General features: G+C 35.2%; 20 protein-coding genes and 1 pseudogene. 5 read left to right on the top strand and 16 right to left on the bottom strand.

The features are described 5' to 3' along the window. Positions 1–49: 49 nt before the first annotated feature. The 6 genes from pepT to H3T43_RS00825 all read right to left on the bottom strand — a co-directional run bounded on the left by pepT (position 50) and on the right by H3T43_RS00825 (position 4,439). Positions 50–1,291: a peptidase T gene (gene pepT, locus H3T43_RS00800; protein WP_198211850.1), complete on the bottom strand. Its 1,242-nt coding sequence runs from the start codon at positions 1,289–1,291 to the stop codon at positions 50–52. A 13-nt stretch (positions 1,292–1,304) separates the two neighbouring features. Then, positions 1,305–2,102 (bottom strand): Nif3-like dinuclear metal center hexameric protein, encoded by a 798-nt coding sequence (locus tag H3T43_RS00805; RefSeq protein ID WP_198211857.1) that lies wholly within the window; start codon positions 2,100–2,102, stop codon positions 1,305–1,307. Next, a complete protein-coding gene (locus H3T43_RS00810) occupies positions 2,095–2,778 on the bottom strand; it encodes a class I SAM-dependent methyltransferase (protein WP_034979800.1) in 684 nt (227 codons plus the stop codon). The genes H3T43_RS00805 and H3T43_RS00810 overlap by 8 nt, the downstream gene beginning before the upstream one ends. A 72-nt stretch (positions 2,779–2,850) precedes the next feature. Then, positions 2,851–3,216: an ABC transporter ATP-binding protein gene (locus H3T43_RS09500; RefSeq protein ID WP_198212343.1), complete on the bottom strand. Its 366-nt coding sequence runs from the start codon at positions 3,214–3,216 to the stop codon at positions 2,851–2,853. Continuing rightward, positions 3,201–3,362, bottom strand: a complete 162-nt coding sequence (locus H3T43_RS09505) for a hypothetical protein (protein ID WP_198211860.1) — start codon at positions 3,360–3,362, stop codon at positions 3,201–3,203. The genes H3T43_RS09500 and H3T43_RS09505 overlap by 16 nt, the downstream gene beginning before the upstream one ends. A 27-nt stretch (positions 3,363–3,389) precedes the next feature. Further along, positions 3,390–4,439, bottom strand: a complete 1,050-nt coding sequence (locus H3T43_RS00825; protein ID WP_198211861.1) for an ABC transporter ATP-binding protein — start codon at positions 4,437–4,439, stop codon at positions 3,390–3,392. Between the two features lie 178 nt (positions 4,440–4,617). Between H3T43_RS00825 and H3T43_RS00830 the strand changes: the two genes are divergently transcribed. The 3 genes and pseudogenes from H3T43_RS00830 to H3T43_RS00840 all read left to right on the top strand — a co-directional run bounded on the left by H3T43_RS00830 (position 4,618) and on the right by H3T43_RS00840 (position 7,722). Continuing rightward, a complete protein-coding gene (locus H3T43_RS00830) occupies positions 4,618–5,058 on the top strand; it encodes an 8-oxo-dGTP diphosphatase (RefSeq protein WP_198211863.1) in 441 nt (146 codons plus the stop codon). An 80-nt stretch (positions 5,059–5,138) separates the two neighbouring features. After that, positions 5,139–6,299 (top strand): CPBP family intramembrane glutamic endopeptidase, encoded by a 1,161-nt coding sequence (locus tag H3T43_RS09570; protein ID WP_198211865.1) that lies wholly within the window; start codon positions 5,139–5,141, stop codon positions 6,297–6,299. 149 nt (positions 6,300–6,448) lie between these two features. Then, positions 6,449–7,722 (top strand): annotated as a pseudogene (locus H3T43_RS00840) (ISL3 family transposase). 89 nt (positions 7,723–7,811) lie between these two features. Here H3T43_RS00840 and rpoD read toward each other — a convergent pair. The 10 genes from rpoD to rpsU form a co-directional block, all read right to left on the bottom strand. Next, positions 7,812–8,933: an RNA polymerase sigma factor RpoD gene (gene rpoD / locus H3T43_RS00845; protein WP_045928115.1), complete on the bottom strand. Its 1,122-nt coding sequence runs from the start codon at positions 8,931–8,933 to the stop codon at positions 7,812–7,814. 13 nt (positions 8,934–8,946) lie between these two features. Beyond that, on the bottom strand, positions 8,947–10,752 hold the full coding sequence (dnaG, locus tag H3T43_RS00850; protein WP_198211867.1) for a DNA primase: 1,806 nt from the start codon (positions 10,750–10,752) through the stop codon (positions 8,947–8,949). A 14-nt stretch (positions 10,753–10,766) separates the two neighbouring features. After that, positions 10,767–12,833, bottom strand: a complete 2,067-nt coding sequence (glyS, locus tag H3T43_RS00855; RefSeq protein WP_198211868.1) for a glycine--tRNA ligase subunit beta — start codon at positions 12,831–12,833, stop codon at positions 10,767–10,769. Beyond that, positions 12,826–13,743, bottom strand: coding sequence for a glycine--tRNA ligase subunit alpha (gene glyQ, locus H3T43_RS00860; RefSeq protein ID WP_034979786.1), 918 nt, complete (start codon positions 13,741–13,743; stop codon positions 12,826–12,828). The genes glyS and glyQ overlap by 8 nt, the downstream gene beginning before the upstream one ends. Before the next feature lie 243 nt (positions 13,744–13,986). Further along, entirely contained in the window at positions 13,987–14,742 is a 756-nt protein-coding gene (gene recO, locus H3T43_RS00865) for a DNA repair protein RecO (RefSeq protein WP_198211870.1), read from the bottom strand. Position 14,743: 1 nt separating this feature from the next. Continuing rightward, a complete protein-coding gene (gene era / locus H3T43_RS00870) occupies positions 14,744–15,652 on the bottom strand; it encodes a GTPase Era (RefSeq protein ID WP_198211872.1) in 909 nt (302 codons plus the stop codon). Beyond that, on the bottom strand, positions 15,652–16,173 hold the full coding sequence (gene ybeY, locus H3T43_RS00875; RefSeq protein ID WP_198211874.1) for an rRNA maturation RNase YbeY: 522 nt from the start codon (positions 16,171–16,173) through the stop codon (positions 15,652–15,654). Before ybeY ends, era begins: the two co-directional genes overlap by 1 nt. A 5-nt stretch (positions 16,174–16,178) precedes the next feature. After that, on the bottom strand, positions 16,179–17,129 hold the full coding sequence (locus H3T43_RS00880; RefSeq protein ID WP_198211876.1) for a PhoH family protein: 951 nt from the start codon (positions 17,127–17,129) through the stop codon (positions 16,179–16,181). A gap of 24 nt (positions 17,130–17,153) precedes the next feature. Continuing rightward, the gene (locus H3T43_RS00885; RefSeq protein ID WP_198211878.1) at positions 17,154–17,597 is read right to left on the bottom strand and encodes a GatB/YqeY domain-containing protein; all 444 of its coding nucleotides are present in this window, start codon (positions 17,595–17,597) and stop codon (positions 17,154–17,156) included. 139 nt (positions 17,598–17,736) lie between these two features. After that, positions 17,737–17,913 carry a 30S ribosomal protein S21 gene (gene rpsU, locus H3T43_RS00890; protein WP_009560161.1) on the bottom strand — a complete coding sequence of 59 codons (177 nt, stop codon included), beginning with the start codon at positions 17,911–17,913 and terminating at the stop codon, positions 17,737–17,739. A gap of 176 nt (positions 17,914–18,089) precedes the next feature. Between rpsU and H3T43_RS00895 the strand changes: the two genes are divergently transcribed. Together H3T43_RS00895 and H3T43_RS00900 are read left to right on the top strand one after the other, a co-directional pair. Then, positions 18,090–18,917 (top strand): pyruvate, water dikinase regulatory protein, encoded by an 828-nt coding sequence (locus H3T43_RS00895; protein WP_034979765.1) that lies wholly within the window; start codon positions 18,090–18,092, stop codon positions 18,915–18,917. Between the two features lie 95 nt (positions 18,918–19,012). After that, positions 19,013–20,608 carry an ABC transporter ATP-binding protein gene (locus tag H3T43_RS00900; protein WP_198211880.1) on the top strand — a complete coding sequence of 532 codons (1,596 nt, stop codon included), beginning with the start codon at positions 19,013–19,015 and terminating at the stop codon, positions 20,606–20,608. Positions 20,609–20,641: the final 33 nt, after the last annotated feature.

Here is a 20,641-nt window from a genome sequence, read left to right on the forward strand (position 1 = left end):
CTTTTAATTATTTTAATAAGAAATAATAAAAACAGTCGTTTTTGTTTCACTATTTATTGCTATTTGCATTCAACTCTATCATTTTAATCATTACATCTACTGCTTTCGCCATAGATTCAAGCACGGTATATTCAAAGCGTCCGTGCATATTTTCTTGTCCGGAAAAAAGATCTGGACAAGGTAGACCTCTGTAAGTTAAAAGTGAACCATCAGTGCCACCTCTGACAGGGTCCTCGTTGATCGTAAGTCCTTCAGCCTCATATGCTTTTCTAGCTAAGTTAACAATTTCCATATGGTCTTTTAGCACATCGGCCATGTTATAATACTGATCCCTCATTTCGAGTTTAATTCTTTCGGTGCCAAATTCCTTATTCATTTGGTTAACGATTGTTTTAACCTTATTTTTGCGATTTTCAAGACCGTCTCTTTCAAAGTCACGAACAATGTATTCCATTTGCGCATTGTCAACCGTACCAGCAAAATGGGTTAAATGGTAAAATCCTTCTCGTCCAGCTGTTTTTTCAGGAACCTCATTTTGCGGAAGCTGATTTTGAAAGTTAATACCAATCTGAATTGCATTAATCATTTGATCTTTTGCCACAGATGGATGAACATTAACCCCTTGAATATCAAGGGTAAAGGTTGCAGCAGAAAAGGTACCCCAATCTAACTTACCCGGAGCACCACCATCAACTGTAAAAGCGAAGTCCGCTCCAAATTCATCAATATCAAAATGCTGTGCGCCCATTCCAATCTCTTCATCAGGAGTAAAGCCAAAGCGAATTTTACCGTGTTTTATTTCTGGATGATCTAATAAGTATTCTGCTACAGTAACAAGCTCTGCTACTCCACACTTATCATCGCCGCCAAGAAGTGTGTCTCCGGAAGCTGTAATAATAGTTTGTCCCGCATATTTTTTCAAATTTGGAAATTCGGCAGGATCTAAATAAAACTGTGAATCACCCAACTGAATTTTAGATTTCCCATCATAATTCTTGTGAACCTGTGGTCTGACATTTTCAGCATTAAAATCAGCAGTATCACAATGAGCTAAAAGTCCCATTACTGGAACATCATAATCAACATTTGCCGGTATTTCAGCAATGACGCAGCCTGATTTTTGATTATAATGCACATCAGATAAACCCAATTTTTCCAGGTCAGGCAGAATATATTCTTTTTGAAAAATTTCTTGTCGCTTTGTCGAAGGAAAACGATCAGAGTGCTCATCAGAGCGTGAATTAACTTTGACATATTTTAAAAATCTAGGTAATAAATTTGGATATTTCATTGTCTCTCCTTAATTAAAATAAATCTTGAAATGGGTTTGTAGAAACCTTTGATTCTGTGACATCAACCTCCCATGAATTTTCTTTGTTCCATTTAAGCAACTTTTGAAAAATTTTTTGTTTAAATATTTTTTCAGTATAGTGTCCTGGATCAACTACTGTCAAACCTGCTGAAATCATATCATGTCCCGTATGGTAGTATACATCGCCTGTGATAAATGCATCTATTTTTTCTTCTACTGCTTGATGCCAATATTTTCCGCCGTCACCACAAATAAAGCAGACAGAAGAAATCAGTTGCTCATTATCAGCAGTAATTAATCTTACCATCTTTACGTGCATTTTGTCTTTGACATAATAAGCAAATTCTCTAGCAGAAAGTGGCTGGGCTAGTCTACCCTTACGCCCTATAGCTATGCCATCTTCATCAGGACAAAATGGTTCAACATCTTTTAATCCCAGTTCTTCAGCTTGCCAGTCGCTTGACCCATCTTCTGCTTTATCAGAATTAGTATGAATAGAATAGACGGTAATTCCATGAGCAATAATTTTGCCATACATCGCATATTGGGGATTAGCAAAATCAAGATTTTGAGCTGGACGAAACATTAACGGATGATGACTAATGATTAAATTTGCCCGTTTTTGTATTGCTTCGTCAACTACCTGCGGTCTGACATCTAAGGTAGTTAGAACCTTGGTCACTTTTTGCTTCATCGAGCCGATTTGAAGACCAACTGGATCACCCTTACTAGCTATTTCTTCTGGAAAATGTTGCTGTAAAACAGCTATTATATCTTCTACTTTAGTCATTTATTTCTTCCTCGATCATTTTTATTTCTGACTCAATTTTGTGCATATAGACCAAATCTTTTTCTTTAGCCTTATTTAAATTAAGCAGTAATTTCTTGTGATATGCAAGTTGACCTCGCCATTTTTGATAAAAAACTTCATTTTTTTCTGTTAAGATTTCTGGACCAAAAAATAATTCTTTTTCTGTCAATTTGACAATTTTATTAGTTTTTTCTGCCTTAATTAGTTCGTATGTGTGTCCTGCTTCAGCAATAATTTTTTCTCTTTTTATTTGATAATTATGATTCATTAACCAGTTTCGGACACCGGGCTCACCTATATTTGGCTCAAGGATTAAAGTTTTGAAAATAGAATCTTTTAGCCAAGCATCATTTAAAATCTGCGTTATTAACTTGCCGCCCATTCCGGCAATAATTACTGTATCAATTTGATCAGCAGAATTAATAGTATCAAGTCCTGCCCCAAGCCTAGTTTCAATATTCCCATCTAAACCAGCAGCTGCTATGTCTTTTTTCGCATTCTCCAATGGTCCAGCTGCAACATCACTAGCAATAGCAAACTGAATCTTATTTTCTTTCACTAGTTGAATTGGTAAATAGGCATGATCTGTACCAATATCTGCAATGCGTGCACTCTGGTCAACCATTTGTGCCAATGAGTTCAATCTTAAGTTCATTTATATCCTACTTTCTTCATAATAAAATTTTAGCATAATGAATTTTTATTAGATAAAGATAAAATAACGATTTTAAATACTTTTTTTATTAGCTTCTAAATCGATCTTACGATCAAACATGCTTGCTTCATCTGTAGATATATGATGAGCAACCTCGATTACTGTTCCGGAAAATTTTTTTAAAAAAGTAGCGTGAATTCTTCGAGATAATTTTGTGTCCAATGAGGAAGTAGCTTCGTCTGCTAACAAAATTTGCCTTTTCTTGAGTAATGCGCGGGCAATTTCTATGCGCTGATTTTGTCCTCCTGACAAATTTTTGCCTCCAAGACCAACTTGATACTGATATCCTTTTTTTCTTACCAGTTCTTCTAGGCCTGCTTTAGAAACGGCCCTATTCAGTTCTTGTTTGGTAGCCTTTTGTCCTAAGGTATATTGTATTCAATCGTGTCATTTAAAATAAAAGGTTGTTGATTGATTAAAGCAAAGAGTTCATGGTCTTTATTCCAATTACCACTAGCCTTTTCTCCATTTATCAGGTAAGAGCCTAAATTCAGCTTATATTTTCCTATCAAGACTTTGAGCAAAGTTGATTTTCCCCAACCTGAAGGAGCCTATAATAATATTTTTTTCCCCTGTTTGATTACCAAATTTACTTTTTTAAAAATAGTTTGGTTATCAAAATGGATTGAGGCATTAGTTAAACTCAAATTATTGAAAACTGGGGTAAAACCATTATCGCTTGTTTGTTTTGGTTTTTTATACTTTTGTATTTTTATAAATTTAGTCCAAATGGGAGTAGTCGTTTTAATATCATTAGCACACATAAAAATATTAACTATCGGATTCACGAAATTATTCGATAGCTGCACAATCATCATAAAAGTACTCAAAGTAATATTTCCTATAGTTATCAAATAAACTCCAACACTAAATGGAATAATCATGCCAAAACAATATGCGGCAAAAGAGGTTAATTCGTTTGCAATGCCCTTGGATAAATTCGTTGATTGTAAGGCGTCCTCCATTTTGCGAGCGCTTTTTATTAAGCGCTTAGCAATAGAATTTTCTGAATTATATAAAGAAAAAATGGTTGTGCCGTTAATCGTTTCCGTAACGGTAGCGGTATAATTACTATTTGCCCTTTCCCATTTTTTAGAATTAGCAGAAATTTTTTTACCGGCAAAATTTTGAACTAAGGCTGGAATTATTGCTGCAATAAAAAAGACCAAAGAAATAAACCAAGATGTAATCACTGCAGTGATAATAGCAGTCAAAAATTTTAAGATGTAATTAAAAATTTTTAATTCGGCAACAACTTTACTAGTCTCAATTTGTTTAAGGTCGTTAGTCATAAATGACGTATCAAGATTAGCTTGATCATTAATATTAACGATATGATCAGTTGCTATCTCTTTGATTTTGATGTTAATATCATGGATCAAATTTAAAAAGGAATACTGAAAAAGTATTCCAATTATGCTGAAAATAATTAATCCGCTAATGGCGAATAAAGTTAATCCGAGCAAATTTTCCGTAGGCTTTTGAGCAAAGGAAATGAATACTTTTAATAGACAAGCTAAAAATACTGACTGAAATGAATCAAGAATTGAAATAATTAGAAAAAGAAAAAGTTTCCATTTCTTTGCATATTTGATAGCCATGTTATCCTTCTAAAACTTAAAACAGTATTACAAGTATAATGGAACAAATTAATAAATGCCACAAAATCCCTAGTATAATTTTAATTTGCCGGCAAAAAAGTGAGAAAAATTTCCTTTTTCTTTCTAAATTCCTATTTTATAATTGAACATATGAATTAAATGAAAGAGAATTGTTTTAATGGATAGAACTGAACCTGTTACTCTGACAAATATGTGCATGATTAAAAAAGATGATAATATCTTAGTCTTGAATCGTAATGATCCCTACTGGCCGGGATTAACTTTTCCAGGTGGCCATGTTGAAGGTCATGAATCTTTTTATGATTCAGTAGTGCGGGAAGTTAAAGAAGAGACAAATTTAGACATTGAAAATCCACGCTTATGTGGTATTAAGCAATTTTACGACGAAAACGATCACCGTTATCTTGTTCTTTTTTATATAGCAACTGAATTTACTGGCACAGTCAAAGCTTCCAGAGAAGGCGAATTGACGTGGATGACTAAAGAAGAACTTTTCCACCATAAATTGGCATATAATTTTGACCGCGACTTGCTAGTATATTTTAATGAAAACATTGATGAGCATATCTTAGACGGTAAGCGGGACGAATTATTTTAAGGAGTTTTTGGAATGCTTTCTGATAAATTAATTAGACGATGGCACCTCGGACAAATAATAATTCAAGAAATTTGCTTATTGTGGCACTTGTGCTATTTTTCAGAATCAACCCCCTAACCAAGAGTAGACTTGGAGCAGTAGTAGTTCTGCCGGTTTTATTCATACTGGTTCTATTGCAACTAACCCTTTTATGCGAAAAACATCCTGAAAGAAAGTTAGTTCAATTTAATCATTATTTTCAGTCCGTCAATATATTATTGTGCTTTTTTGCACTACTCAGTTTGGGAGCAGCATTTATCAAAGTTTTTAATAATAAGAATGTGATCTTTTTATTAATTCTCCTTACCCTGTATGAACTCATTATGCTTCTTCCAATGGCGGAACTGGCATGGGGCAAAATAAAGAATCCGATTGGCCAGATCATAACTTTATTGTTGTTTGCAAGTTTGATTGTTTCGCTACCTGAAATTTTAACTATGGATAGCCATTCTTGGCTTCAAGTTCTCAACACCACAGGAATCACAGGTAGCATTTGTTTTGTGATTTCATCAATTGTTGTAATGAAAAGCTGGCATTATCAAAATCCGAGTTTGAGAATAAGTCCAAGAGCTAAGTATTCAGTTCTTGCAGTTATATTTATTTTTATTATTGCTGACTGCCTAATTAATGCTTTTAATGATGCAGATAATTTAGGACAATTGCTAACACGCTGGGATTTTTATATAACAACAAAACACGTAACTCAGTATATTTGTCAGGGCATAGAAGCTGGTGTAGCTGAAGAATGGTTAATGCGTTTTTGTGTTTTAAGTATATTACTCAAAATATTTAAAAATTCTAAGAATCAAGTTTTATTGGCAGTATTACTGGATGGTTTGCTTTTCGGTTCAATTCATCTTACTAACGCCCTAATGCAACCACTCTCTGCCACGATTTTACAAATGATTAATGCGTTTGCCGCAGGTATTGTTTTTGCTGCAGTTTATTTATATACAGGTTCTTTTTTGGTTAATTTGGGCTATCATGCAGTTTATGATATACTAGCCTTCCTAGCTACTGGTTCAACAGTTATGACAGTACCCCATATCTTTGACTGGGAATATCTCTTTATTACCACTTTGATCTATTTGGCTTTTGCTTTCTTCTTATTATCAAGTAAGCGAAAAAGTGTTATCGAATATAATTTGGAACAAAATAAATTAGCAGATAATCATGGTGTTTATGGATTATCTTTCGAATAATAAAGGCTCTATAATTTATCCTGTTGATGACTTATCCATGTGGTAAGCTGTTAATAGGTTTTTTATTGCATAAAAAAGGAGGACATCTTCCTCTTGCTTCTTGTAATAAAATATTAACTTCACCCAATATTTTATAGAAGGTTTGAATTATGTCCTCTTTTAATAATTATATTAAATTTGCTCTTGATATTAAAGATCAAAACATTGTTTTTGAAGATTATTTCTTCCGTTTGGCTAACGGCTATAAGCAGAAGGTTTACCAAGCTGTCTTATTGCAGCCCAAATGTCCCTTTTGTGGCTCACAGGATGCGGACACAATGGCCGTTTGAAAACCGAAATCCGCTATCCTGCTGCCAATGCCGGTCAGCCAGTCATTATTAGACTTTTTAAGCAGAGAGTCTGGTGTCGCACCTGCAATAAACGCTCAATGGCTCAATCTGACCTGGCAGGCAAATACTGCTGTATTTCCCAGCATTCTAAGCTCAAAATTCTCAGTGCTTTAACAGAAGACCGCTCAATGACCAGCATTGCCCGGGAAAACAATGTTTCTGTCAATACGGTGCAAAGAGTGCTGGGCTCTTGCTCGCATCAGTTTAGTAGCAGCTATGATTATTTGCCGGAGCATCTGGCCTTCGACGAGTTTAAAGGCGTTGACCGCACCTTGCATTTTATTTGTCTTGATGCCGACAAACACGAGGTGGTTCAGATTCTCCGAACACGCTATAAAAAAGCAATTATTGCCTACTTCAAAAAGTTTGCGCCAGCGGCTTTGCAAGGCGTCAAAACAGTTTCTCTGGACCTGAATTTTTACTATCAAGACATTGTACGAGCATGCTTTCCCAACGCTGAGCTTGTGCTTGATCGCTTTCACATGGTACAAATGCTTACGCGTTCCTTCAACTCCCTGCGCGTGCAGGTCATGAAGAAATTCAAAAAGACCAGCAGAGAATACCAACTGCTTAAAGCACCGTGGAAACTGTATCTCAAGAAGTACCAGGCACTCGACAAAATTCATCCGCATTACAATTGGCACTACAAAGACAATCTGACGCAAGAGCAGATAGTCAACGAAGGCATCGCCTGCAGCACGGAGCTTACTAATGCCTACAACCTGCTGCAGGCATTTTATGATGCTTTGGCTGCCAAAGATCCGCTGGCAATTAAAGAAGTGATTCATGCTAAAGAAGAAGTTGGCTGGCAAATGCATCAAACCCTGTTAACTTTTAAGCATAACCTGAAAGCAGTAATTAACGGGATAACATTGAATTATTCCAACGGCTGCTTAGAGGGCTTCAATCGCAAGATTAAACAAATTGAGCGCACAGCTTTTGGCTACGCCAACTTCCACAATCTGCTAACCAGGATTAGATTAGCAGAAAACAAGGTAAAAGAAAAAGAACCAAGCAGTTTTTTAGCTGCTTGATTCTATTCATTTAAGCTCTATCAACAGGATTTGACAAAGAGCCATAATAAAAAAGCATGATTTAAAAAAATCATGCTTTTTTTATCTTATTAATCTAAGAAATCACGTAATTGATTTGATCTGCTTGGATGCCGTAATTTACGTAAAGCTTTAGCTTCAATTTGGCGAATACGTTCTCGGGTAACTCCAAACACTTTGCCAACTTCCTCAAGTGTTCTAGTTCGACCATCATCAAGTCCAAAACGTAAGCGAAGAACATTTTCTTCACGGTCTGTTAAGGTGTCAAGCACTTCTTCTAATTGCTCTTTCAGCATTTCATAAGAAGCATGTTGTTCTGGACTAGTTGCATCTTTATCCTTAATGAAATCTCCAAGATGAGAATCATCTTCTTCCCCAATTGGAGTTTCTAAGGATACCGGCTCTTGAGCTATCTTTAAAATGTCACGAACTTTAGAAGTAGGCATGTCCATTTCTGCCCCGATTTCTTCTGGAGTCGGTTCACGACCTAAGTCTTGCAGTAATTGTCTTTGGATTCTGATTAACTTATTAATAGTTTCGACCATGTGAACTGGAATTCTGATAGTTCTAGCTTGGTCGGCGATCGCACGAGTTATTGCCTGCCTGATCCACCAAGTTGCATAAGTTGAGAACTTGAAACCTAGGCTGTAATCAAATTTATCCACGGCCTTCATCAGACCCATATTTCCTTCTTGAATCAAATCAAGAAATGACATACCACGGCCTACATAACGTTTAGCAATAGAAACAACTAAACGCAAGTTGGCTTCTGCCAGCTCCTGTTTAGCTTCTTCATCACCTTTTTCAATCCTTTTTGCCAAAGAAATTTCCTGATCTGCATTCAGTAAGGGTACCCGACCGATTTCTTTCAGATACATTCTGACCGGATCATTCATCCTTACGCTTGAAGGTGCTGACATATCTTTTAATTCAGCTTTTTCAACATCTTTTTGCTTTTTCAAGGCTAATCTCGAGGGATTCCCTTTTTCATCAACAATACTGATGCCGTTATCCTCAAATTCTTGAACTAATTGATCGACTGCTTTTCCCTGTAGTTTATAGGGCTTAATCAATTGAGCAACAAATTCCTTTTCCGTAATAGATTTATCTTTTTTAACATCTTTAACAACCTTTTTAACCATCTTGTCTAAAGATAATTTTTCGTTGTTAGCTGCTTGTTCCTTATCTGCCACAATAAGCCCCCCTTTAACCCTGAATTCTTTTTAACTGCAAAATTTTGCGAGTAATATCTAATATTTCGTCTGTGTCAGTTTTGCGTTTTGCGTCTTGTAAATCATTCATTAAATGTTGCAGTTTAATATTAATTTTGCGCATATTTAATGCGTTTATTTGCTCATCAATTTCGCGGTCTGAAAAATCCTGGGGCATGTTTGTCATTTCAGCATTAACTATTATACCTTGAAGTTCGCTGGGAATAAAATCTAAAAAACTATTAACTGTTGGATTTTCTTGATTTTCACTAAAATTTAACCATAATTCCGCTAATCTTTGATATTTTGAATCTGGAAATAAAAATTGATGGGCTAGTAAATATTCTTGAGCATGCTTTGAATGAATAAATAAATATAATAATCGTGTTTGAATAGGATCATTGACTTCCTGCTTTTGAGCGTTATCTATTGGTGGATTTGAATAATTATAGGACTTACCTTGTTCTTGTTCAGGATAACCTTGGTGTCTCTTTGCTTGATTTTGCTGCCTGCGGTATTTTGTCAAGTTTACTTTAAGTGAATCTTGTGCCACACCTTGTTCCTTGGCGATTTTGTTTAAATATAAATCTTGTTCAACTGGATTAGACAACTGAGCTATTTCTTTCATGGCATCATCTAAGTACGCTAATTTTTCCCTGTCATTTGCGAGATTATATTTCTGTTTTAACCTTTTCAAGAAAAAATCTGTTGGCGTCAAAGCACCTTTTACTTCATCCTTGTATTTTTCAATACCATATTTTTTTACAAATTCATCAGGGTCAAGTTTTTCAGGCAAAACAACAATTCCTAAGTTAAAGCCTCCAATTTGGTTGAACATTCTTGTTGCCCGTTCTTCTGCATGTACTCCCGGATCATCGCCGTCATAATTGATAATGATATTTTTAGTAATCCTGCGTAACATATATACTTGTTGATCTGTCAAACTGGTTCCCATTGAAGCAATGCCAGACTTTATTCCGGCTTTATATGCTGCAATTACATCCATGTATCCTTCATACAAAATCAAATGATTTTCACTTCGGACTGCCTTTTTTGCTTCAGCAAAATGGAACAGAGTCTTTGATTTAGTAAATACTTCGGTCTCAGGACTATTAATATATTTGGCTTCAGTTTTATCATTAGAAAGTCTTCTTCCAGAAAACCCGACCACATAGTCCCCTTCATTACTAAGCGGAAACATTAGTCGTTCCCTAAAGCGATCAAATAATTCTCCATTTTGAGATTGAACAAACAAACCACTTTTTACCAAGTCCTCATCTTTAAAATCTTTTTCTCTCAGATAAGTCAAGAGTAAATTGTTTTGTTTGGGAGCATAACCAATTCGAAAGTGACTAATAATGTCATGCTCAAGACCACGCTTTTTTGCATAGTTATACCCGGGCTTTCCCGCATTAGTAGAAACTAATACTCGATGATAAAAGTCAGCTGCTTCTTCATTTATCTTGATGAGAACATTCGAAAATTTAGGCTTTTGACTGGAATATTCTCCAATGTCAATATGAGCAAAATCTGCTACTTTTTGAACACTTTCCGGAAAGGTTAAATTTTCCTTATACATGAGGAACGAAAAAACATTGCCACCTTTTCCGCAACCAAAGCACTTGAAAAACTGTTTTCCTTCGCTAACAGTAAATGAAGGAGTTTTTTCTTCATGAAAAGGACAGAGACCGACATAGTCTTTGCCTTTCTTTTCAAGTGAAACGTACTGACTTATGACATTGACAATATTCACATTATTACGAACTTTAGCAATTGTTTCTTCAGGTATAAGACCAGCCATCTTTCCACCTACTCTTATTTAATAACTAATTTGCTTAGATCGCCAAGTCGTTTTGCAAGTTGAGCTACTTCGTTAAGCTGCGCCAAGCGGTTATTTTTAATAGCCTCATTCTTATCCATTATCATATTTGTGTCAAAGTAAACGTCAATGACAGGTTGTAGCTTCACAAAACTATCATATAGTTCTGCGAGATTATCAACTTTACTTAATTTCTTTACACCATCAGCAAGTTCAGTTTCAGTATTATTTTCAAACATTTCTCGTTTTACAACATTCTGCCCCTTGTACTTAGCTTTTTGCAAAATATTGTTTATTCTGATTAAGCTTTCAACAACTGGCTTGAATTTATCATCATCATGGTGTAATTGCAAAACTTTTGCTGCAGCCAAAATTTGAATGGGATCTTGTTGACTTGAAGCCAGAACCGCATCAATGATGTCATATTTATAGTTATTTTTCTGTAAATACTGTTTAATGCGATCACGAATAAAGGATGAAATTTCCTCTTCCTGTTCAGCTTTTTTAGGCAGTTTAGCTGGTGTCTTATTTTCAAGAGCTGAAACAATTTCCGGTAGCATTTCATTAAATGGTAATGACCATTTTTGATTTAATAAAATCCGGACAATGCCATAGGCATAACGACGAAGAGCATATGGATCATTTGATGAACTAGGAATCATGCCAACAGCAAAGAAAGTAATAATTGTATCTAATTTATCAGCAACAGATAATAATGAACCCACTGTTGTATTAGGCAATTCGCCTTCAGAAGTAGTCGGCATATAATGCTCTTCAATAGCATCAGCAACATCATCTTTTTCACCGGCTAATTTTGCGTAGTGTCTGCCCATCACTCCTTGAAGTTCAGCAAATTCTCCCACCATTTGAGTAACTAAATCAAACTTGTACAATTCGCTGGCACGGTCAAAGTCTTTAACAACCTGTTCATCAAGTTGCCATTTGTTAGCTAAAAAATCACCTATAATACGGACACGCCTCATTTTTTCATACATTGATCCAATTTTATCGTGAAACGAAACGTTATCAAGTTTTTGAACAAAATGGCTCAGAGGATATTTACGGTCCTCATCATAAAAGAATTGTGCATCATCCAGACGTGCTACTAGAACTTTTTCATTTCCTGAAACAACATTTTCCAAGTAATCTTTATTACCATTACGTACAGCTACGAAATGATTAATCAAGTTGCCATTTTGATCATAAACTTCAAAATAACGTTGATTATCTTTCATGGAAGTTATTAATACTTCTTTAGGCATTTCCAAATACTTTTTGTCAAAAGAACCAGTGAAAACTGTAGGATATTCAACTAGATTTGTTACTTCTTCAAGTAAACTTTTATCAGGCTTAATTTGCCAATTATTCTTTTTTACTAACTTATTCATTTGGTCAACTATCATTTTGCGACGTTTTGTTGCATCAGCAATTACAAATTGATCTTTTAAGGCGTCTTCGTAGTCGCTGCTATTAGCCAAAACCACACTATCGCCTAGGAAACGATGACCTTCTGTCTTTCTTCCCGCCGTAATATCGAGGATTTTGACAGGCACTACTTCGTTACCATAAAGTGATACCAGCCAATGAATAGGACGAACAAATTCAAAATCATGAGAGTCCCACCGCATCTTGGTTGGAAAAGTCATAGCTTTGACGATGTCGCTCATTCCTAAAAGAATATCAGTTGTTTTTTTACCTTCTTTTTGGACATGCACATAAGCATATTCGGTACCTTTTAATTCTTCAAAGTAAATATCATCAGTAGTCATTCCCTGACCACGGGCAAATCCTTGAGCAGCTTTAGTCCAATTTTTATCCTGATCCAAAGCAATTTTTTTGGCAGGTCCTTTTTTAATTTCATCAATATCAGCTTGCTTTTCAGAAAGCTCTTCTACTAGAACTGTTAATCTCCGAGGCGTAGAGAAGGTTTTAATACACTTAAATTTAAGTTTATTTTCTTTCAGAAATTTTTCGGTTCTTTCAGCTAATTGCTTAACGCTCTTTCCCACCACATGAGCTGGCATTTCTTCAATGCCAATTTCAAATAAATAATCTTTAGCCATTTTCAAGTCCCGCCTTCTTATCTTCTGCACTTTTCAATAAAGGAAAACCCCTTTTTTCACGCTCTTCTACAAAACATACAGCTACCTCATGTGCTAATTTCCTAATTCTAGCTAAATATCCTGCTCGTTCAGTAACCGACACAGCTCCTCGAGCATCAAGCAAATTAAATGTATGGGAACATTTCAAAATATAGTCATAAGCTGGTTGTACTAAATTCAACCCAATTAATTCTTGAGCTGTTCTTTCGTATACGTCAAAAAATTTTAATAGATCTTCTTGATTAGATTCATCAAAGGCATATTTAGAGTTTTCATATTCAGCTTCTTTAAAAATGTCACTGTATAAAACGCCATCACCCCATTCAAGATCGAAAACAGAATTAACATCTTGAATATAGGAAGCCAGTCGTTCAACCCCATAGGTAATTTCACTCATTGTTGGCTTAACATCAAGTTCACCAACAGTTTGAAAGTAAGTAAACTGACTTACTTCCATACCGTCAAGCCATACTTCCCAGCCAACTCCAGCGCAGCCCATTGAAGGATTTTCCCAGTTGTCTTCGACAAAGCGAATATCGTGTTCCAATGGATTTATTCCTAATTCTTTCAAACTATCCAGATAATATTGCTGGATCTTTTCTGGAGCAGGTTTAATTACAACTTGAAATTGATGGTGCTGAAACAAGCGATTAGGGTTATCTCCATACCTACCATCAGCCGGACGCCTTGAGGGTTCTACATAGCAAGCTGCCCATGGTTCCGGGCCAACAGCTCGCAAAAAGGTGTATGGACTCATAGTTCCTGCTCCCTTTTCAACATCATAAGAAGGCATTACCATGCATCCTTTCGAAGACCAAAATTTCTCTAGTTTAAAAATCATATCTTGAATATTTAATTTTTTCTGTGCCATTTTTATTTCCTTCCTGCATAAGACCATAAAAAAAGCCTATGCAAAACATGCATAGGGACGAGATTTAGTCGCGGTTCCACCCTAATTCAGGAAATAAATTCCTGCTCTTAATTAATTTAGCTAGAGGTGCCTTTTCCCAGATGCTCTCACACTCCCAGCACTCGCTTAACTGGTACTTTTTTTATCCTCATTATAGCCAAAACATATTATTATTTTATCATAAAATGCATGTGATCTGAAGGGCTAGTCAGTTAATTTCAATTCGTCCAAAAACTTTTTAGTTTTGAGGTTGAGATCAATTGTTTCCTGATAAATACGGTCAATTGCTCTGCGTGTAGCTTTTTTAGTAGGAGATTTAATTTTAATATCACCTAACTTGTTAAATGGAAGTAAAAAGATAGTTCTCAAAACAGCTGTTTCTTTCGGTTTTAAATGTAGACGACCTGGATCAGCATAAAAATGCTTACTGCACAGGATGCCGCCATTTTTGATTGAGTAGTCAAACTCTCCCTGCTTTTCACCACAGATCACACAGCTTCTCAGCTCTGGTTCAACACCATAAGCCGCTAGTAATTGCATTTGTACTATTTGAGTTATCATTTCGGGATCGGTTCCAAAATTAATTTTTTGCAAAGCAAATTTTGCAAGATCGTAATACCTGCCTAAATCCTGATATTCAATAAATGCGTGATCGATTAAGTCAAGAATAAAAGAAGCATACGCATTTTTTATTAAATCATCATATAATCCATCAAATTGTTTTACATTCTTGTAAGTCCTTAAAGTACTTAAACCGTGTCCAGATGAATAAATGACATAGGTTCCATACGAAAAATTCAGTAATGAAGCACCTAATTTAGATTTTGATTTTAGAGCACCGCGGGCAAGAAGTGTAATTATGCCATTTTTTTCGGTCATTATCTTAGCCAATAAATCAGCTTCATGATACTTTTGTCTTTTAAAAATTATCCCTTGCACTTCTCTTAATTGACGAGCCATCTCAGGCAAGATCCTTAAGGTTATAACCAATTTGCCTTAAAAATTGAGGATCAGAACGCCAATTATGCTGGACTTTTACCCAAAGATGCAAGTTAACTTTTTCACCTAATAAATCTTCAATTTGTCGTCTGGAATTGATACCAATTTGCTTAAGCATCTTGCCGCCCTTACCAATGATTATTCCTTTTTGGCCACTTTTTTCTACATAAATAGTGGCCTCTATTTGTAGCTTATTGTTCTCATGCTTGTTCATTTGTTCCACCCAAACTGCAGCAGCATGAGGAACTTCTTCAGCTGTAAACTTTAAAATTTGTTCACGAATCAGTTCTGCAACCATAAAATATTCAGGACGATCTGTTATTTGATCTGTGCCATAATACTTAGGTCCTTCAGGTAAATATTGATATAAAACCTGAATTAGATCACTAATTCCAACTCCCTGAGTTGCAGATACAGGCAAAAACTCCTTAAAAATATTTAGCTTACGATATTGATCAATTATTGGTAAAAGTTCATTTGGATTAACTTGATCTACTTTATTAATAAGGAGCACAATGGGAACTTTTGACTTTTGCAATATTTCCGCAATATAAGCATCACCTTTGCCCATTTTTTCCGGTTCTACCATAAATAAAATGAGGTCAACATCGTTCAAGCTAGATAAGCTGGCTTTATCCATGTAATTATCTAAATCAAGGTGTGGCTTAAATATCCCAGGTGTATCAATAAAAATTGCCTGCATTTCATCAGTTGTATAAATTCCAGAAATTTTATTACGCGTAGTTTGTGGCTTACTGGAAGTAATTGCTACTTTTTGCCCTACTAGATAATTCATTAAAGTAGATTTACCAACGTTAGGTCTTCCTAACAAAGCAACAAATCCAGATTTTATTTTCTTGTTTTCAACCATTATTTACCTCTGCCTTCATCCAACTGATCTGGATACAATGGCAAACCATAATCTTCCAACACTTTTCCTTGTATTTTAAACATGGTTTTTGCCTCGTTTGGTTCAATATGATCATATCCGCTAAGATGCAAAAAGCCGTGAACTAAAGTATAACCTAATTCACGATCCCAACCTGTACCATATTCCTTACTGTGTCGCATAATAACGCTAGGACACATAAATAAATCACCAATATCTTCAATGAATTCAGGATCATCAAACACACTAAAGTCAATTTGATCTGCCCCATCTTCAATAGCAAAAGAGATCACATCAGTTGGTCTGTCTTTACCACGATATTTTTTATTAATTTCGTTACTGCGTTTTTCATCAATGAAATTAATACTCATTTCTAAGTTGTTTTTTTTATTTATTTCCTTTTTAGCAAGCAAAAGGAGATTGGTAATCCACTTTTGCCAATCACGTTTTTCATTGTCAAGAAAACCAACTTCATCATTAAAAGTAATATCTATTGAATCCATTAAATCTATTTTTCTTCCTTTTCGTAGGCATTAATAATTTTAGCAACAACTGGATGACGAACAACATCATTAGCTGAAAACCAGATAAATTTAATTTGTTCAATTTTCTTCAAAATCCGTTCAGCATCTATTAAACCACTGTGTTGTTTACCGGGAAGATCAACCTGCGTCATATCACCATTAACGATCATTTTCGAATTAAAGCCTAACCTGGTTAAAAACATTTTCATCTGCGCATCAGTAGTATTTTGAGCTTCATCAAGAATAACAAATGCATCATCTAACGTACGTCCACGCATATATGCTAATGGAGCCACTTCAATAACTCCTCGTTCCATTAAATGATCAGTAGTATTTGTCCCTAAAATAGCATAAAGCGAATCATAAATGGGCCTCAGGTATGGATCAACTTTTTCTTTAAGATCACCAGGTAAAAATCCCAGTGACTCTCCAGCTTCAACTGCAGGTCTGGTCAAAATAATCCTTGAAACTTCACCCTTTTTAAAAGCTGCAACAGCACAAACCACGGCGATAAACGTCTTACCGGTACCAGCTGGCCCGATTCCAAATACTACATCATTTTTTTCTATGGCTTCGACATATTTTTTCTGTCCCATGTTTTTGACTCTAATCGGCTTGCCTTTAGCATCTCGAATTAGAATCTTTTTATATAGGTCAGGAAAATATTCAGTTGTTCCCTTATCAGCCATTTTCATTGCGCTGACAACATCAGCAGGACCAATATTAATATTAGCACTAACAACGTTATCTAAAGCTTTCAGAACAGCTAAAACTTTTTTGATGTCATTATCATCACCTTGAATAGCTATACTGTTGCCAGTATCAACTACACTGGCATTATATCCAGTTGATAATAGACCTAAATTATTATCATTAATACCAACTAATTTTTGGATGTTCTCAGGATTTTTAGGAATAAAATTGGTTTGGGCCAAATAACTCTGCTCCTTTTCTTGTGCTTATTTCAGCTGCTTGCGCACCGCATTAGAAGCTGCTTTACCATCAGCTTTACCTTTGATTTTAGGCATTAAAACTTTCATTACTTTACCAAAATCCGATTTACCTTGAGCATTAACTTCTGCAATTGCCGATGAAACGGCTTGATCGAGCTCTTCTTCAGTCATTTGTTTAGGCAGATAGCTTTCAACAATTGCCAATTCCTGTTTGGTTTCATCAGCCAAGTCTTTACGATTAGCCTTGGTAAATTCATCAATTGATTCTTCACGCTGCTTTTTTTCTCGGCTAAGGACCGTCAATTCTTCTTCAGCGGTCAAATCATGACCTGCTTTAATTTTTTCATTCATTAAAGCAGACTTGATCATACGAACAGTGTTCAATCTAACCTTGTCGCGAGCTTTCATCGCTTCTTTCATGTCTGACATTATTTGCTCAGATAAACTCAAATGAATTCCCTCTTTCTTTACAAAATCTAGGTAAATTATAACAAATTTACACCCTAGTTTAAATTAAATAAAGCATTAAACTTTAATTATTGTTAACAAAAAAACGACTTCTACCTGCTTGATAAAAGTCGTTTATAAATTAATAATGTCTGCGCTTCCGAGCAGCTTCAGATTTAAGCTTCCTACGAACGCTAGGTTTTTCATAAAACTCGCGCTTGCGGTATTCTTGTAGTGTACCGCTTCTAGAAACGGAACGTTTAAAACGACGAAGAGCATCATCAATAGACTCGTTTTCGTGAACGACTGTCTTTGCCATATGTGATCCCTCCTTCCATTTCTTGACGTTACCGTCATACATTTAACTAAATTATATCAAACATCACCGGTGGGTCAATACAAACGTACAATATTTTTTAAAATTTTTCATAGAAAAAACTTAACCTGTTAATGATTTTTGTTAAATTGTATAATTGAAGAAAAAAGGAGTAAATAATGGCTGAAGAAACAACAAAAAAAGAAGTCAACATAATAATAATTTCAGATTCTGCTGGGGATACTGCTTTTAATAATGCTGTTGCCGCAGCTGCCCAGTTTCCTGATGCGCAAATTAATTATAGAAGATATCCGTTTATAATTAATAAGGAAAAATTAGAAGAGACCTTCGAAGAAATAGTTCAATATCCAAATTTATTGCTTATTTACAGTCTGGTAAAGGATGAAATGCAAATACCAGTTATTCGGTTTGTCAGAGAACATCATATTCAAAGTGTTGATATTTTATCTCCTGCGATCGAATCGATTCAAAAATTAACTGGTTTGAAACCGCAACAGAAAATAGGTGCTCAGCATAAAATGAATCAAAAATACTTTGATCGCATTTCAGCTATGGAGTTTGCAGTTATGTATGATGATGGCAAAGACCCTAAGGGTTTTTTAGAAGCTGATGTCGTACTTTTGGGAGTATCGCGTACGTCGAAAACTCCCTTATCATTGTTTTTAGCTAATAAAAATCTCAAAGTCGCAAATCTGCCATTAGTTCCAGATACCCATATCCCGAAAGAAATATATCAAATTGATCCTAAAAAAATTATTGGTTTGACAAATGACCTTTCTGTGTTAAATGAAATCAGACGTGAAAGAATGATTTCCTATGGTTTAAATCCCGATACCTCCTATTCTAATATCGATGCCATAAAAAAAGAATTGGATTCAGCACAAAAGCTTTATGATCAGCTTGGTTGCTTTGTAATAAATGTTGCTCACCGTTCGATCGAAGAGACTGCAGCAATTATCATGAACCACTTAGGAGTTCAAAACTAATTTTTTCTTTGTTTGCATTGTTTTCATTATTTAACTTCCATATAATTAATTTAATGTTAAAAAATTAAACTATTGAAGCCAATTGAGGCAAAATAATGAAAAACAAACAAGCTAAAAAATCAATCAGAAAAGTGGTTGTTCTAAGACTGATCTTAATCGCTATTTTTGGCGGAATCACAGCATTAGATGGCATCATTAGCCCAATTCTAATTGGTAAATTAATGGATAATATCAGTAAAAAAGAATTTTCTACTTCGTTCATCCTATTAGTAGTATTTTTACTGTGTTTTGTTTTAGTTAACGCTTCCTTTTGGATTTGGCGCTTATTGAGCCTGAATATCAGGAAAATTATTAACAAATGGTTGCGCAGTCAGGCAGTAGCCAGCTACAATAACCATCCGCAACTACAGTCAAGTAAAATTTTAAATTTTATCAATGTCACGATCAAACAATTTGAGAACCAGATCATTGATTCAGTAATAATGTTGATCTACTGCATCGAGCAAGCAGTAATCACTTTGTTCTTTGTAATTAAGATTAATCCTATATTAGGTCTGACCTATTTAATATTAGGATTTATACCAGCAGTAGTTCCCTTTGTTTTTAAAAAATGGCTGAGCAAATCAACTGACCGGTGGAACAAGTCATACCAGAGCTACTCACTGCACGCCACTGAATACTTTAACGGCTTTTATACCATCAAAAGATTTGAAAGCTTGTTAATCTTTAAGGATAAGCTGAACAATCTCTTAAATGATGCGGAAAATAAATATTATCAAATGGATGCGGACAAGGAACATTCACGTTTTGTTTCTAACTTGCTCTATTCATTATCTACCATTCTTTCTTTGGGTTTGGGCGTTTACTTTGTCAGCATTGGTCAATTGACCGCTGGTGCCTTAATGTCTTTATATTTAGCAGCTGACAGGGTTACAAGTCCCATAATTAGTTCTATTCAATTCACTAACCAGTTACTTTCAAGTCGACCATTAATTGCTTCATGCAAAAATATTATTTCTACCAAAGAAAAACCAATTAACAATATCGAGCCCCAAAAATTTACAGATGACACGGTACTTAAAATTGATGATGGTTCATTTGGTTATGATAAAGCTATTATTCATAATTTTTCTTATAGTGCTAGTAATGGTCAAAAAATTTTAATTTCTGGTAGATCCGGCATCGGTAAAACAACAATTGTAAAAACAATGTTGAATGAGCTCAAATTACTGGGTGGAACAATTAAATACAGCAATGAGCTATATGCTAAACCAATTTATCAGAATATCGGTGTCTTAGCCCAAGAGACCACCATTTTTACCGGTACCCTGCTTTTTAACTTGTGTCTTGGTCAAAATTATCCGACTGCTTCAATTTTACAAGTTTTAAATGAAGTCGGATTAACCAAATTTGCTAGTGAGAATGCACTGAATATGAGGCTTGGTGAAGGTGCCAACGCCTTATCTGGCGGAGAAAAGAGAAAGTTAGAATTGGCCAGGCTGCTACTGCGCAATAAAAAGTTATTACTGGTTGATGAAGCATTATCAGGTTTAGATAAAGAAAGCTACAGCCAAGTTTTTGACTTGATTCTCCATTTTCCTGGCACAGTGATTGATATTGAACACAATGTTCAGCCTGCATTTGCTAAAAAATATGATAAAGTAATAGAACTTGATCAGTATGCTTTATGATACATAAACAGATTTAAGTTAATTATTTACTAA

This window comes from Lactobacillus sp. M0396, assembly GCF_016101625.1.
In the GTDB taxonomy this organism is placed as follows: Bacteria; Bacillota; Bacilli; order Lactobacillales; family Lactobacillaceae; genus Lactobacillus; species Lactobacillus huangpiensis.

Coding starts and splice junctions, on each gene's coding strand:
- pepT (WP_198211850.1), bottom strand. CDS start 1,291: ATGAAATATCCAAATTTATTACCTAGATTTTTAAAATATGTCAAAGTT.
- H3T43_RS00805 (WP_198211857.1), bottom strand. CDS start 2,102: ATGACTAAAGTAGAAGATATAATAGCTGTTTTACAGCAACATTTTCCA.
- H3T43_RS00810 (WP_034979800.1), bottom strand. CDS start 2,778: ATGAACTTAAGATTGAACTCATTGGCACAAATGGTTGACCAGAGTGCA.
- H3T43_RS00825 (WP_198211861.1), bottom strand. CDS start 4,439: ATGGCTATCAAATATGCAAAGAAATGGAAACTTTTTCTTTTTCTAATT.
- H3T43_RS00830 (WP_198211863.1), top strand. CDS start 4,618: ATGGATAGAACTGAACCTGTTACTCTGACAAATATGTGCATGATTAAA.
- dnaG (WP_198211867.1), bottom strand. CDS start 10,752: ATGGCTGGTCTTATACCTGAAGAAACAATTGCTAAAGTTCGTAATAAT.
- glyS (WP_198211868.1), bottom strand. CDS start 12,833: ATGGCTAAAGATTATTTATTTGAAATTGGCATTGAAGAAATGCCAGCT.
- glyQ (WP_034979786.1), bottom strand. CDS start 13,743: ATGGCACAGAAAAAATTAAATATTCAAGATATGATTTTTAAACTAGAG.
- recO (WP_198211870.1), bottom strand. CDS start 14,742: ATGGCTCGTCAATTAAGAGAAGTGCAAGGGATAATTTTTAAAAGACAA.
- era (WP_198211872.1), bottom strand. CDS start 15,652: ATGGTTGAAAACAAGAAAATAAAATCTGGATTTGTTGCTTTGTTAGGA.
- ybeY (WP_198211874.1), bottom strand. CDS start 16,173: ATGGATTCAATAGATATTACTTTTAATGATGAAGTTGGTTTTCTTGAC.
- rpsU (WP_009560161.1), bottom strand. CDS start 17,913: ATGGCAAAGACAGTCGTTCACGAAAACGAGTCTATTGATGATGCTCTT.
- H3T43_RS00895 (WP_034979765.1), top strand. CDS start 18,090: ATGGCTGAAGAAACAACAAAAAAAGAAGTCAACATAATAATAATTTCA.
- H3T43_RS00900 (WP_198211880.1), top strand. CDS start 19,013: ATGAAAAACAAACAAGCTAAAAAATCAATCAGAAAAGTGGTTGTTCTA.